This window comes from Pleionea sp. CnH1-48 (genome assembly GCF_024124665.1).
In the GTDB taxonomy this organism is placed as follows: domain Bacteria; phylum Pseudomonadota; class Gammaproteobacteria; order Enterobacterales; family Kangiellaceae; genus JAMXSB01.
The window spans coordinates 51,339-65,321 of sequence record NZ_JAMXSB010000005.1 but is presented as its reverse complement, the minus strand read 5'-3'; the positions used below and the strand labels follow the sequence as shown (position 1 = coordinate 65,321).

The following is a 13,983-nucleotide window of genomic DNA, read 5'->3' as shown; positions in this document are numbered from 1 at the left end:
TTCAACGACGCAATATAGCGGTTCCGCTGGAGCAAGTCCAGCTTTGCTGGTCGAATCAGGTCTGGCAGCCAGGGCAGTAAACGGTTGCACGCTGACCCTGACGTATACCTTTGAGGGTAGTTCCGCATTGAAAACAGGTTTCTCCCTCGCGCCCATAAACCATCAGCTCTTGTTTAAAATAGCCCGGTTTACCGTCACTGTGAGTAAAATCTTTTAAAGTGGTGCCACCCTGCTCAATGGCTTGTTTTAATACGCTTTTTATCTCGCTAACCAGTGCCTCATATCGGTTAGCACTGATCTTGCCCGCAGCCCGTTTGGGATGAATACCTGCTTTGAACAGAGATTCAGCTGCGTAAATATTGCCCACACCCACAACGACCTTATTATCCATGATGAAATTCTTTATCGCGGTCTTACGGCCACGAGAAGACTGGAAAATATAGTCGCTATTAAATGCATCGGTTAGTGGTTCAGGCCCCAGATTTGATAGCAACATATCGACTTCAGGCTGTTCGCTCCATAACCAGAAACCAAAGCGGCGTGGATCGGTAAAGCGCAAAGCTTTGCCATTGCTAAGGCACAAATCTACGTGGTCATGTTTTGCGGCGGCTTGGTCACTGGTCACAATACGCAAGCTGCCCGACATACCCAGATGAACAATTAAGTCGCCATGCTCAAATTCTATCTTTAAGTACTTGGCGCGCCGTTTGACGGCTTTAACCGGATGCCCTTCGACCCATTGTGCGAGCTGGTTAGAAACTGGCCAGCGCAAGCTAGGGTTTCTCACTACTAACTTTTGAACGATCTGATTGAGCAAATGGGGTTCGATACCTCGTCGCGAGGTTTCAACTTCCGGTAGTTCTGGCATGGTTTTCTATATGTGTTTGTAAACTGGGTGGCAACAATTGTGTCAGATCTTGCTGCGATAAAACAACGGCTTTGCCTGTTTTCTGGTTAACCAGGATGGGATAAGGGTGAGTCAATAACTGCCACTGTTCAAGCTCTTGTGGATTATTCAGTTGGATATTTAAGCCTTGGCTCTCCGGGGCTTGTTGCAGCCACAAATTTGGAATAAAGCTCTGCCAGGATTGCACCATCTGCAAAAGTTCCTGATGGGAGAGAACAGCGGGCTCTTGGTGCCATTGTTCTTGCTGTTGTGATACTGACCATTGAGCTATCGTCAATTTAGTCAATTGAGAAAACAAAGGTGATGGTTGATTGGGCTCGAGCTTTTTCTCAATGATTCGCCCAGTCATCACAAAGACCAGCATCATTACAGCCATCACCATAATGATTATGTTGAGCCATTGGCGCTGTGTCAGCTTTTTTTTCTTATAAGCCATTGGCGGCAACCTATGAGTAATAACAGTACCGGTAAAAAGAACGGAAAGAACCAACCAATAGCATGCTGTACTAACGGCGAAATCGTCAAGGTTTTATCAACCGGTTGCTTTTGCGGAGCGGTGACGTCTGACGCTGCCGTTAAATAGTTGAACAAGTTAATGGCCAGCTGTGTGTTGGCGTAGTTATTGATCGCCGTATTCGCTAAAAAATGACTGTCTCCACTGATCACGATACGCTGGGTATGTGGACCCTGCTGACGTTGCAACTCTACCATGACAGGAAAACGGCCCCGCAGCTCCCCTAGTTCTTCGTTAAAGGCGACTTCTGTTGCCTCTGTGTTCAATTCTGTCCAGGTTTGACTATGACTATTGAGTAGCGTCTGAGCCTGCCATTCTGAGGTCGGCCTTAGAGCAAAAGCGCTGGTCCAGGGAAGGGCGACCAAAGTGGTTAAGTTGGCGGTGATTTCATGGTCTTTAGAAAAAGACTCAATCAGCAAAACACCCGGGTGTGGTGTACCTCGTTGAAACCCTAATGCATCCATCAAGGTGCCGTCGATTTTGGTCACCGGAAGTTGCTCTAATACCTGCGGGGCTACATCTTCTGGATCTCTTAACCACAAAAGATTGCCGCCAGTTTGTAAGTATTCTTTGAGTCGCTCTTCTTCTTGGTCAAACCAGGGCTGGCGTGAGGACGCGATAACTACCAGCTCGACGTTACTGGGGATGCTATTGAGTTGTGACAAAGAAGCGCTCACCAGAGTCCATCCACGAGTGTTTAGTATTTTGGCCAGCTCTGAAAGGTGACGCTGGCCTTTTTGGTTATGGGAGGCTTCATCATGACCTTCTACTAACATGACTACCGATTGATGGCGTTTTTTGAGCGTATTCAATCCATCCAAAAGCTGCATTTGTGGGTGGCTGCTAAAAGGGTAGTCAATCCAAAGTTCTTGTTTGTTATAACGAATCAATAATCCGGTATTTTGTCTGTCCTCCCACAACATGGTGGATTTGTGAGGGGTAAACTGCATATCTGGCAACGTTTGTTGCAAGGGGTGTATTAGACGTTGTTCTACTTCGTTTTGAGCGATGCTGTTGAGTCCATAGCTATCAATGGACAGTTCTGTTTTGTCCGATATATGTTCGGTTAAAGGCGCTATCAAACTAAAACGATGATTGCTGGTTAAATCCCAGTGATGAGAAAGTTGACGACTACCGATTAACAAAGCCGCAAGAACAAAAACGAACAGCCATCCATAATGTTTTCTTTTCGGTTGCAATAACGTAAAACACACGACGATAACAAGTGCTGACAATAAAATAGGAGATATCAGGTTGGCAGCGCTGAGTAAGCCGACTCGAAAATGAGAATACCAGCCTATGAGGTTGAGCCAGGTTAGCCACGCACTTAAGTTTGGCCACTCCGAAAGAACAAGCTGAACAAGCCACAATGCAAACAGTAATGAGTAGCCAAAAATTAACGCGCCGAGTTGACTACGAGTAAAACGCATTATGGCCAGAGTAATCGACAAAAATGTGATGCAAGATAAAGCGTGGCCAAGAATTTGTGCCATAAATACGGGCCAGTCAATATGACTGTTGTAAAGCAGACCCAATTCTAAAGCCGATAATAAGCCATTAAGAATGAACATGGGGAGCATTAACGCTAGCCAGTCAATCCACCACAGCTTAGCCGCAGACAACGGCAGCGTTCTATTTAAACGTTGGATCCCAGATTGCTCATCTTGAACAAAGGTTTGTGCACTTAACATTGGGATAATGATAAATATCAGCAGGAGTGAAAGACTGTTAAGTGGGGCAAAAATAAATCCGCTAATACTCAGACTTTGAGCATTAGCGTTTTGCAGTGATAGATAACTGTAAGTAAAGTTATTTAAAAAAGTGCTGACAATAAATATATAGAGCGCAAGAATAAAATAAAAATGTGGAGCCGTTAATAGTTGCTTAATTCGCAAGGACAACATAGGTTTTACCATTGCCACTCTCCTGTTGCCTGCAAGCGAAAAAGTTGTTTGAGTACATCCAGTGCATTACCTGATAAAAGTAATTGCTCTTGATCTTTTTGTCGCAGTTGGTTCAAGGTTTCTGAATCATTAACCGACAATATTTGAGAGTGAATGCTTGAGGCGGCTAATCTTTCTGGAGCGGAATTTTTGTAGACCACAAAGTAACTGTGAGCGTCAATATTGCAATCAAGAACGATCGATTGTTCGCTCATTAACAACAGGCGTTTACAGTATCGGATAATTTCATGCAGGTTATGACTGGCAATTAAACAAATACAAGCATCTGGCAAATGATCAAGTTGTTGCCAGAAGCTTTCTTGTTGAGCTGGATCGAGACCGTTTAAAGGTTCATCCATTAGTAGTAGTTGTGGTGCATTGAGCAAGGCTTGAGCAAGAGATACTCGTTGCCGTTGTCCGAGCGATAATTGATTGAGCCGACGAGATGCGAGTTCTGACAAATCAAAACGTTCTATTACTGCGTTAACTTTGAGGGGGAGTTCCTGTGATGAAATACCTTTGCCCAGTCCGATCCAGTTCAGCAATTCTTTGACAGTAAAGTGAGCTGCTGCGGGAAACACATCGGGCATATAGCCGAGTAATGTTTTGGTTTGTTCTGGAGTGTGGATGAGGGATTTGTTATTGAGTAAAACATCACCAGAGCTCGCGGATAATTCGCCAACAATCAGTTTAAGTAATGTGGATTTTCCCGCGCCGTTAACACCTAGCAACCCTGCTTTTTCTCCCGGTGACAGAGAAAAGGAAAGTGGTGTGAGGGAATAATTATTTTGCTCGAAAGCAAGTGCATCGACGGTCAGCAATCTATTCGCTTACTATTTGTTTTTCTTTGATTGTGCGTAACTTGATAGTAAAAATCAACCAGTTGAACCGCTAAGTGCGCTGGCGTTCACATCACTCCATTGAATCGCTTCTAGGTAACTTTCGTTAATTATCTTGGCGAGTTCGGGATCGCTGTTGAGTTCGTCCCATTGACCGTGTTCGAAGGACAGTATGAGTTTGAGTATCTCACCCATATAACCCTCATGATTAATAATGGCTTGTTTGAGTGTGTTGTCGAGTGGTAATCCTGAGATTAGAAAGCTGAGATCGGCCCCCATAATGGAATCAATGCCAGAAAGCAGGCCAGCGGTAAAAAACTGATCAGCGTCCTGTCTTTGTAATTTCAGGGCGACACGTTCGCAGGCCTGTCCTCTAATCAGCAGGGTTTTGATGAGCTCTGGAGGCGTGTCGTCGTTTTGAGTCATCGACAGCATGGTTGCCCAGCGTTTTAGCTGGTTCATACCCAAAAACACCACGGCTTGCTGTATCGACTGAACCTGACGCGGCAGGTTGTAGGAGGCACTGTTGATAATGCGCAATAGCTTGTAGCTGAGCTGAGCATCTTGACTGACCTGACGAGCAATATCATCGGTTTTAGCATCGGGATCGTAAAGCTTAGACATCAGCATCATTAACGCTTGCTTGTTATCGGATAATTGCTTGCCGCGAATGATTTGTGGCTTTTCAAAGAAATAGCCCTGAAAGAGATCAAAGCCGATATCCAGATAGCGCTGATAACACTCATGATCTTCGACTTTTTCTGCCAGCAGTTTAAGGTCGTACTGGCGAAAAAGAGCGACTTTCTTTTCTACTTGCTCGATGTCTACATCCATCACATCGACCTTCACAAAGTCAGCATAGGCCAGCAACTGCTCGAATTCTGGAGTAAAGGGGTAGTCATCTAACGCAATCTTAAAGCCCATCTCACGATATCTTTGCACGGCTTTAATCACTTGCTCATCCGGCTCTATGGATTCCAGAAGCTCCAGTACGACGCTTTCGGGCGGAATTGGCAGCATTTCGTCGGCTGTAATCAGGTTTTGTGTAATGTTGATAAATGCGGGGATTCGGTGATGCTCAGTGGCCTGAGGGAAGCTTGTGTAGTTGTTTAACAGTAATCTTGCAGTAGCTTGGTCACCGCATATAAAGCTGGCTTCATTGCTTTTGTTGCTCCGATATAACAGCTCGTAAGCAAACACTTCCATATTGCGGTCAAAAATAGGTTGTCGCGCTAATAAAATATCAGGAATGTCGTTATCTTCTTGAGTCCCCACAGCGAATAACCTTTATGTGATGTGTATTAAAAATGTAGCACATCGTCATTTTTTGAGCGTGGAAGATTTCGCTGCTGGACTAGATATTCTTGAGATGCTTACTGATGCAGAAGGAAAAAATTCTTTAAATATCTCAATAATAAAAAAGCCCAGAGCGATGCTGGGCTTTTTTTGGCAAGCTTGGAGGCGTGCGAATTACTTGATTTTAGCTTCCTTGTAAAGCACGTGCTTGCGTACTACTGGATCATACTTTTTGAATTCCAGTTTTTGAGGAGTATTACGTTTGTTCTTAGTCGTAGTGTAGTAGTGACCAGTGCCTGCGCTGGAAACTAACTTGATTTTATCGCGTGCGCTATTAGCCATGATCTAGCTCCTTACACTTTTTCGCCGCGAGCACGGATCTGCTCGAGAACGGTTTCAATACCTAATTTATCGATGATACGCATGCCTTTAGCAGATACGCGTAATCTTACAAAACGCTTTTCACCTTCAACCCAAAAACGATGGTGGTGTAAGTTAGGTAAAAAACGACGTCGTGTTCTATTTTTAGCGTGAGAAACATTGTTCCCCACAGTCGGGCGTTTACCCGTTACTTGACAAACTCGTGACATGACTGCCTCCAAAACTTCAAAATTCGTTACTAATAGATCTTTCTTTCAAATCCCGACCTGATTGAACGCACCTAAATCAAGTGACTTGATGTGGGTCGAGATCATGATAAATCGAGGGCGCACTTTATACCAGATGCCGTGTTTTTAAGCAATAAAAAGATCGGTTTAGGCCACTTTTTTGCTGCCAACCCCAACATTTTTATTGGTTTGCCCCCTTTATGGGGTTGGCGAGGTCTAAAAGCAATAGTGCGAGATGATTTGTTGATAAATATTTTCTGCCTCCCCGATAGCCGCAATTGGGAGCTGCTCGTTGGGGCGATGGGCCTGATCGATGGAACCTGGGCCCAGCACGATAGAAGGAATTCCCATTTGCTCAAATAAACTGGCCTCGGTGACATAATCCGCAGTTATTGCAGTTGTACCGCTGACATCGCACAGATGTTCAAGATGATGGTGCTGACAACTGGTCAGGAAGCCGTCAATGGGGTGGTAAAGAGGCGCTAGTTGGCGAGAAACTTCAAAGGGAGCGAGGGCACTGATGATCGTTTCTTGAACCAGAGCTTCCAGAGCAGCCCCAGATAAATCTGGCAAAGGACGAATATCGAACTCGAGGGTGGCTTCTGCGCAGATGCGGTTTACTGCATCACCGGCTTTAAGAGTGCCCAGGTTGAGGGTGGATACGGGCACTTTAAATTGTGTGTTTTGGGTTTGATGCGCCAGAGCATTGCGTAGTTGCATGAGTTTTCCCATGACGGAGTGCATCGCATCCAGACAATTATATTGATGTTTATTGAGGCTAGAGTGGCCGCCCTGACTGGTCAAAGAGAGTCGGTAGGCCTGATATCCTTTATGAGAAACAACAGGTACCAGGGAGGTTGGCTCTCCTATAAGGTTCAGTGTGGGCTTGGGTAACTCTTGGCTTTGCAGAGCACGCGCGCCAGCCATGGTGGTTTCTTCATCGGCGGTTGCGATCAGAGTAATGGGTTTATGTTTTGCGGGCAGATCGTTAATGACGCTCAATGCAACCGCAAAAAATGCTTTCATGTCGGTGACTCCCAATCCTGTGAGATGTTGGGAGCTTGCAGTCAACTTCCAGGGATCGGACTGCCATGCCTGCTCGTCGGCGGGCACTGTATCGGTATGTCCACTCAACATGATACCTCCCTGTCCTTTGCCGCGCGTGGCAATGAGGTTCCATTTGTCTTTATGCTCGCATACTGGTTGTAATTTACAGGTGAACTTTAAGTCATCGAGCCAGTTTGCGAGTTGCTCGCACAGCTTTCTGTTCGACATATCAAGTTGTGAGTCATCTGAGCTAACGGACGGTTCCTGTACCAGATGCTGTATTAATTCCATCGACGTAGGTAGTCTTTTCATGTGTATAATCAAACCCATACAAAGTAGTTATATTCCACTTTACGACTGGCTGGCGACAGCTTGAGGTAAGCAACCAATTCATAAACGCTATTTTGTATTTAAATGAATCTCACATTAAGGAAGTTTCATTTTATACTAATACTCATGCATATATTCAAAAGTTATGCATATTTATTCTCATTGTTGCATATTTATGCGGCAGTGTGCTAGTCTAACATTCGTACGGATTGAGTATGTCGGATAAACAAACGCGACAAAGGGTCATACGTGACCTGATCAGTAAACAAATCGTTCAAAACCAAGAGATGCTTGTCTCGCTATTAGCAGAGCAAGGTGTTCGAACGACGCAGACAACCTTGTCTCGTGATTTAAATGAATTAGGTATTTGGAAGGGGCCAGACGGTTATGTTTTGGGTGATGCGGCGCCCTTAAGGGCGAATAAAAATGAATTGAGAAAAGTCCTGCAAACATTGGTGCTTTCTATGGAGCTTGCCAGCAACTTTCTCGTTATCCGAACTAAACCTGGACGTGCACAAGCGATTGGTTATGAGTTGGATAACTCTTCGTTAGAACTGGTTGTTGGCAATATCTCTGGTGATGACACCATTTTTGTAGCGACTCGAAGCGATGAGGACGCGATGCAATTAAAGCGTGAACTTGAAGAAGTAGCACAATAAGCCTGCGGATGACATTCTTCCGCGAGGCGGGAGTTTGTCACCATGAAAAAATGTGCGATTGTTGGAGCCAGCGGGTATACCGGCATGGCTCTGGCGGGACTGATTGCGCAACACCCAGAGTTTTGCCTGACGGCACTGTCTGTGTCGTCGAACAGTGATTATCTTAATCAACCATTCAGCCAATGTGCGCCTGTCTATCAGGGTATTATTGAGCTGCCTTTAACCAGCTGGGAAGATTTAATTTCGTCGCCACTATGGCACGAAATCGATATTGTTTTTCTAGCAACACCCCATGAATTTAGTGCCGATGTTGTACCCAGTTGTCGTATTGCTGGTAAGTTGGTTGTTGATTTATCGGGGGCTTATCGACTCAAAGATCCTGAACAGTTTAATGATTATTATCATTTTCAACATCCTCACCAAGAGTGGTTAACCGAAGCTTGCTATGGCTTGCCAGAAGTCAATGCCAACGCTCTAACATCAGCGCAACTTATTGCTGTGGCAGGTTGTTATCCCACGTCGGCCCTTGTTGCTTTAAAGCCTTTTATTGAGCACCAGTGGGTGACTGGAACCCCTGTTATTCATTCTGTAAGCGGGGTGAGTGGAGCGGGTCGTAAAGCCAGTTTAAAAACCACATTGTGTGAGCTGAGCCTGGAAGCCTACGGCGTAGATACCCATCGTCATCAACCAGAAATCGAGCAATGCCTTAATCATCCTGTGATTTTTACGCCTCATTTGGGCGCCTTCCCCCGTGGCATTCACACCTCGGTTACTGCCGAGCTGACACGACCTTACGAGCAAACGGATGTTTATGCGTTACTCGAGGATATTTATGCGCAACATCCCTTAGTGCGCATTAAAGACTCTTTGCCAGCAATTCACCATGTTGCTCACACCCCGTTTATTGATATTGCTGCCAGAGTCATTAACAGCGGTCAGCATTTGCAGTTGTTTGTTGCCATCGACAATTTATTGAAAGGTGCAGCGTCTCAGGCTGTGCAGTGCGCCAACTTGGCCTCTGGGCTGCCTTCGTCACTCGGATTATTTTCGCCCTCATCTCATGCAATTCAAGGAGCTCGTTCATGAACATTCATGTTTTCAAATTAAGTGGAAAAGTGATCAATCAGCCAAGTATCCTGGAATCGGTGGCGCAAAAAATTGAGCAGTTGCAACGATGTTATGGTTTTAAGGCCGTCATTGTTCATGGTGGTGGAAAATATTGTGATCAATGGTGCGAACAGTGGGAATTCGATGTTCAAAAGCATAAAGGATTGCGCGTCACCCCTGCTAAGCAAATGCCTATTATTGCGGGCGCATTATCTGGTTATGCTCATACTCAAGTGATTGGGGCCTTGTCCAAGGTAGGATTGAATCCCGTGAGCTTTAACCCTTCTACTGGCAATACGCTGAATTGTGAACTGCATCCTGAGCACAAAGCTTTAGGAAGGGTCGGAGTGGTTAAACCAAATCAACCCACTCTGGTTAAACGATTACTGTCATTAGATTACTTGCCCGTTTTTCATTCTTTAGGATTCAGTGAAGAGGGCGAGTGTTTAAATGTGAATGCCGATGACGTCGCGGTTGCGCTAGCCGAATGCATTGGAGCTAGCGAATTAATTTTATTATCAGACGTCGATGGATTACTGGATGCCGAAGGCCAATCCATTGCAAGCCTTAATTACAAACAACTGCCTTCTTTATTGTTGTCTCCCAGTGTGTCTGGCGGGATGAAAAATAAGTTGAGTGTATTGACATCGGACTATGTCGGTTCAATGAATCGCGTCGTCATTACCAATGGGCTCACTCCTAATTTATTAGAAGAACAACTCTATGGATCTTCGAAAGGTGCGACCGTATTAACGGCAGGGGAGGCTGTGTGATGAAGTCCTTATTATCCATTACGGATCTTTCGGCTGAAGATATACACAACATCGTTCAATTGGCCATGGATATGAAAGCGCATCCCCAGCATTACACCAAGAGCTTGGCTGGTAAGCATTGTGTCATGTTGTTTGAAAAACCGAGTCTTCGAACACGAGCGAGTTTTGAAGTCGGACTTCAACAGCTAGGCATGTCGACTCACTTTTTTGATATGCAGCACGATAAAATGGGGGCTCGTGAATCGGTAAAAGACTTGGCCAACAATTTATCGCAATGGTATGACGCTGTTGTCGCACGTGTGGATTGTCATGACAGCCTTGTACAACTGAAAAGTCACGGCAACCTTCCGGTTATCAACGCTTTGTGTGATCGTTTTCATCCTTGTCAGGCATTGGCCGATTTTTTAACGATGGCTGAAATGTCGAGTTTAAAAGAGGGCGTGCATCTGGGGTACGTGGGCGATTTTAACAATGTGTGCTCATCGCTTATTCATGTTGCCGCTTTACTAAATGTTTCTATGACGGTAGTGAGTCCCTCATGCAACCAAGCACAGTTTGATCTTATTGAAACCGCTAAAAGTGCATCAAACGCATCACTGCAATGGTGTTCTTCTGTTGAGCAGCTTAAAGAGGTCGATTTTATTTATACCGATGTTTGGCAATCGATGGGCGCTAAAAATTCCCTCGATGATATCGAGGCAACTTACCTTCCTTATCAAGTTAATCATCGACTGATGCAGCAAACGAACGCACGTTTCTTTATGCATTGTCAGCCTGTGCATCGTGGACAGGAAGCAACCTCAGAAGTATGTGATGGCAGTAACTCGCTTATGTATCAACAAGCGGCCAATCGCATGCACGTTCAGAAAGCACTTTTATATTGGATTTTTAATGGAGCCCACTCATGAATACCTGTCAATCAATTATGCCAACAAAAAAAGTGGTTTTAGCTTACTCTGGTGGCCTCGATACATCGACAATCATTCCCTGGCTAAAAGAAAATTATCACTGTGAAGTCATCGCATTTGTTGCTGATGTAGGACAGGGTGATGATGAGTTGAAAGGCATAGAAGAAAAAGCTTTAAGCTCTGGTGCCAGTGAGTGTCATATTTTTGATCTCAAGGAAGCTTTTGTCAGTGACTATATTTATCCGACGCTTGTTACTGGTGCTATTTACGAAGATGAATATTTGTTAGGTACGGCGATGGCTCGTCCGATTATAGCGAAAGCTCAAGTTGAACTGGCACTCTCTATTGGAGCTGATGCGCTGGCACATGGCTGTACTGGCAAGGGCAATGATCAAGTGCGCTTTGAAGCGGTTTATGCCACTTTGGCACCTCAACTTAAGGTGATTGCACCCTGGCGTGAATGGGGATTAACGTCTAGAGAAGATTGCTTGGAATATCTGGAGCAGCGAGGGATTTCTTGTTCTGCCAGTGCCGAGAAGATTTATAGTCGTGATGCGAATGCCTGGCATATTTCTCATGAAGGTGGTGAGCTGGAACATACCTGGACGGCAGCAACTCAAAAAATATGGACCTGGACCGCGCCCTTAGAAGACACGCCATCACAACCGGAAACACTAACTATCGATATCAATCATGGAAACATAGTAGCGATCAATGGGCAACAAAAAAGTCCGTTAGAGTGTTTAGACGAGCTTAATTTAAAAGCGGCACAACATGGTGTTGGTCGTATTGATATTGTTGAGAACCGTCTTGTGGGTATGAAGTCTCGAGGGTGTTACGAAACACCGGGTGGCACCGTGATGTACAAAGCTTTACGAGCGTTAGAACAGTTGGTTTATGATCGCGATGCCTATCACTTTAGGCAGTCTTTAGCGTTGGAGTTTGCGCAGCTGGTTTATGATGGCAAGTGGTTTTCTGCAAAAGCTCAATCTATTTTGTCAGCCTGTAAAAGTCTGGCGAATGACTTAAGTGGAAAAGTGGTTGTTGAGCTTTTTCGTGGGCAGGCGAAAGTAATTCAAAAGCAATCGGCTAATAGTCTTTATTCAGAAGACTTTGCAACGTTTGGCCAAGATGACGTTTATCGTCAGACTCATGCCGAAGGCTTTATTCGTTTGTTTGCTTTAAGTGGTCGTATTAAAGCGTTAAAAAAGCAAGGAGTACTGCAATGACGATGTGGGGAGGTAGATTTCAAAACTCTGCAAGTCAGCTGTTTAAGTTATTTAACGATTCTTTATCTGTTGATTGTCAAATGGTGCTGCAGGATATTGAAGGCTCAATTGCTTGGGCCGAAGCGCTCACATCCGTCAGTGTATTGGATCATGATGAGTTAGAAAGTATTGTGCAGGGGCTCCATGATATTAAAGAGTCTGTCATATTGCAGCCAGACCAGATTTTACAGTCGCAAGCTGAAGATATTCACTCCTGGGTTGAGCAGCAGTTGGTAGCAAAGATTGGTAGCGCAGGAAAAAAACTTCACACTGGCCGCAGTCGAAATGATCAGGTGGTGACTGACTTCAAGTTGTGGTGTCGTGAGAAAGCCTCTCTGCTGGATTCATTGTTAGCACAACTTATTGAGACCATAGAGTGCAAAGCTTTGGAAGAGGCAGAATCTACAATGCCATCTTATACCCATTTGCAACGAGCACAACCGATTACTTTTGGCTTTTGGTTGCAAGCGATCAGTGCCATGTTGAAAAAAGATCGACAACGTTTAGCATTGTCTTCAGAAATTAATAACCAATGCCCTTTGGGTAGTGGCGCTATTGCAGGGACTGCATTTGCTATTGACCGTCATCAGCTGGCTGAAAAGCTGGGGTTTCAAAACCCGACTGAGAACGCGCTGGAAACGGTATCGGATAGAGACTTTGTTGTGGACTTTTTATATAGCATTGCGACCAATATGCTGCATTTGTCGAGAGCCTGTGAAGACTTGATCTTTTTTAACTCGGACGAGGTGGGCTTTATCAAACTTGATGATTCTGTGACATCAGGCTCATCGCTAATGCCTCAAAAAAAGAATCCCGATGCTCTGGAGTTGATCCGCGGAAAAGCTGCGACGGCTATCAGTGACTTAAATGCTTTAATGATCACATTAAAAGGTTTGTCGTTGGGTTATAATAAAGATCTGCAACAGGATAAATCGGTGTTATTTGCTGCGGTTGAAAGCTGGCAGCAGTGTTTGTTGATGTTTCAGCAGGTAATTTCATGCATCACAACCTGCAAAGAAAAGATGTTGGCTTCGGCACAGCAGAGTTTTGTTAACGCAACAGAACTTGCGGATTATATGGTTTCTTTAGGCGTTCCGTTTCGTCTGGCTCATGAACAGACTGGACAGCTGGTGGTTTTTGCTGAGCATAAAGGCAAGTATTTACAGGAGTTGTCACTAGAAGATTTTCATCAGGTTAATGCAGATATAACCGAGGAGGTTTATCAGTGGCTGGATGTAAAGCATGCCCTGACAAGGCGCGAAGCTTTTGGAGGCACTGCACCTGCCAGAGTTCGTAACGCAAGCAGGTCGGGTGACATTGAGATCGGCTGTGCTCAGGCGGCGGATGCAGAAGAGGTGATTAAGCTAGTTGATTATTGGGCGAAGACAGGAGATAACCTGCCCCGTACCAAAAATAATGTACTGACGAATCTCATGTCTTTTAAGGTTGCTAAAAATAAGCAGGCAAAAGTGGTCGGGTGTGGGAGCTTACACATCTATGATGACTCTCTGGTTGAGATTCGCTCTCTTGGCGTTGCGCCTCAATCACAGGGTGCTGGAGTCGGTGCGGCATTGGTCTTAGAATTGATGAAGCAGGCGGCAGCTTTGGGACTCACTAAGGTATTTGTGCTTACTCGTAAGCAGACATTTTTCTCTCATCTGGGGTTTGAGTTAACCTCACTGGATAGCTTGCCAGAGAAAGTGCTTAAAGACTGTCAGTATTGTTTGCGTAAAGAAGCTTGCGATGAAGTCGCGATGATTTACCATTTGGTTAATCACTAAATT

14 protein-coding genes are annotated in these 13,983 nt (G+C 44.9%); 6 read left to right on the top strand and 8 right to left on the bottom strand.

What is annotated here, in order from left to right; genetic code table 11:
- Positions 1-55 precede the first annotated feature (55 nt).
- The 8 genes from mutM to argE all read right to left on the bottom strand — a co-directional run bounded on the left by mutM (position 56) and on the right by argE (position 7,466).
- Entirely contained in the window at positions 56-868 is an 813-nt protein-coding gene (mutM, locus tag NH399_RS09125; protein ID WP_253039244.1) for a bifunctional DNA-formamidopyrimidine glycosylase/DNA-(apurinic or apyrimidinic site) lyase, read from the bottom strand.
- Positions 846-1,343: a hypothetical protein gene (locus NH399_RS09120; protein ID WP_253039235.1), complete on the bottom strand. Its 498-nt coding sequence runs from the start codon at positions 1,341-1,343 to the stop codon at positions 846-848. Before NH399_RS09120 ends, mutM begins: the two co-directional genes overlap by 23 nt.
- Complete coding sequence (locus NH399_RS09115) at positions 1,319-3,337, bottom strand: Gldg family protein (protein ID WP_253039233.1); 2,019 nt, start codon at positions 3,335-3,337, stop codon at positions 1,319-1,321. Before NH399_RS09115 ends, NH399_RS09120 begins: the two co-directional genes overlap by 25 nt.
- On the bottom strand, positions 3,331-4,185 hold the full coding sequence (locus NH399_RS09110) for an ABC transporter ATP-binding protein (RefSeq protein WP_253039231.1): 855 nt from the start codon (positions 4,183-4,185) through the stop codon (positions 3,331-3,333). The genes NH399_RS09115 and NH399_RS09110 overlap by 7 nt, the downstream gene beginning before the upstream one ends.
- 54 nt (positions 4,186-4,239) lie before the next feature.
- Positions 4,240-5,478 (bottom strand): HDOD domain-containing protein, encoded by a 1,239-nt coding sequence (locus NH399_RS09105; RefSeq protein ID WP_253039229.1) that lies wholly within the window; start codon positions 5,476-5,478, stop codon positions 4,240-4,242.
- Between the two features lie 195 nt (positions 5,479-5,673).
- Positions 5,674-5,841: a 50S ribosomal protein L33 gene (gene rpmG, locus NH399_RS09100; RefSeq protein WP_253039227.1), complete on the bottom strand. Its 168-nt coding sequence runs from the start codon at positions 5,839-5,841 to the stop codon at positions 5,674-5,676.
- An 11-nt stretch (positions 5,842-5,852) separates the two neighbouring features.
- The gene (rpmB, locus tag NH399_RS09095) at positions 5,853-6,089 is read right to left on the bottom strand and encodes a 50S ribosomal protein L28 (RefSeq protein ID WP_253039225.1); all 237 of its coding nucleotides are present in this window, start codon (positions 6,087-6,089) and stop codon (positions 5,853-5,855) included.
- Positions 6,090-6,323: 234 nt separating this feature from the next.
- A complete protein-coding gene (argE, locus tag NH399_RS09090) occupies positions 6,324-7,466 on the bottom strand; it encodes an acetylornithine deacetylase (protein WP_253039223.1) in 1,143 nt (380 codons plus the stop codon).
- A gap of 233 nt (positions 7,467-7,699) precedes the next feature.
- Here argE and NH399_RS09085 point away from each other — a divergent pair, with 233 nt between their 5' ends.
- Genes NH399_RS09085 through argH form a run of 6 tightly spaced genes read left to right on the top strand, consistent with a single transcriptional unit; the run spans position 7,700 to position 13,980 of the window.
- Positions 7,700-8,143, top strand: coding sequence for an arginine repressor (locus tag NH399_RS09085; protein WP_253039221.1), 444 nt, complete (start codon positions 7,700-7,702; stop codon positions 8,141-8,143).
- Between the two features lie 42 nt (positions 8,144-8,185).
- A complete protein-coding gene (gene argC, locus NH399_RS09080) occupies positions 8,186-9,229 on the top strand; it encodes an N-acetyl-gamma-glutamyl-phosphate reductase (RefSeq protein ID WP_253039219.1) in 1,044 nt (347 codons plus the stop codon).
- Positions 9,226-10,023 carry an acetylglutamate kinase gene (gene argB, locus NH399_RS09075; protein ID WP_253039217.1) on the top strand — a complete coding sequence of 266 codons (798 nt, stop codon included), beginning with the start codon at positions 9,226-9,228 and terminating at the stop codon, positions 10,021-10,023. Before argC ends, argB begins: the two co-directional genes overlap by 4 nt.
- Entirely contained in the window at positions 10,023-10,931 is a 909-nt protein-coding gene (gene argF, locus NH399_RS09070) for an ornithine carbamoyltransferase (RefSeq protein ID WP_253039215.1), read from the top strand. Before argB ends, argF begins: the two co-directional genes overlap by 1 nt.
- Positions 10,928-12,160: an argininosuccinate synthase gene (locus NH399_RS09065; protein ID WP_253039214.1), complete on the top strand. Its 1,233-nt coding sequence runs from the start codon at positions 10,928-10,930 to the stop codon at positions 12,158-12,160. Before argF ends, NH399_RS09065 begins: the two co-directional genes overlap by 4 nt.
- Positions 12,157-13,980 carry an argininosuccinate lyase gene (argH, locus tag NH399_RS09060; protein WP_253039213.1) on the top strand — a complete coding sequence of 608 codons (1,824 nt, stop codon included), beginning with the start codon at positions 12,157-12,159 and terminating at the stop codon, positions 13,978-13,980. Before NH399_RS09065 ends, argH begins: the two co-directional genes overlap by 4 nt.
- Positions 13,981-13,983: the final 3 nt, after the last annotated feature.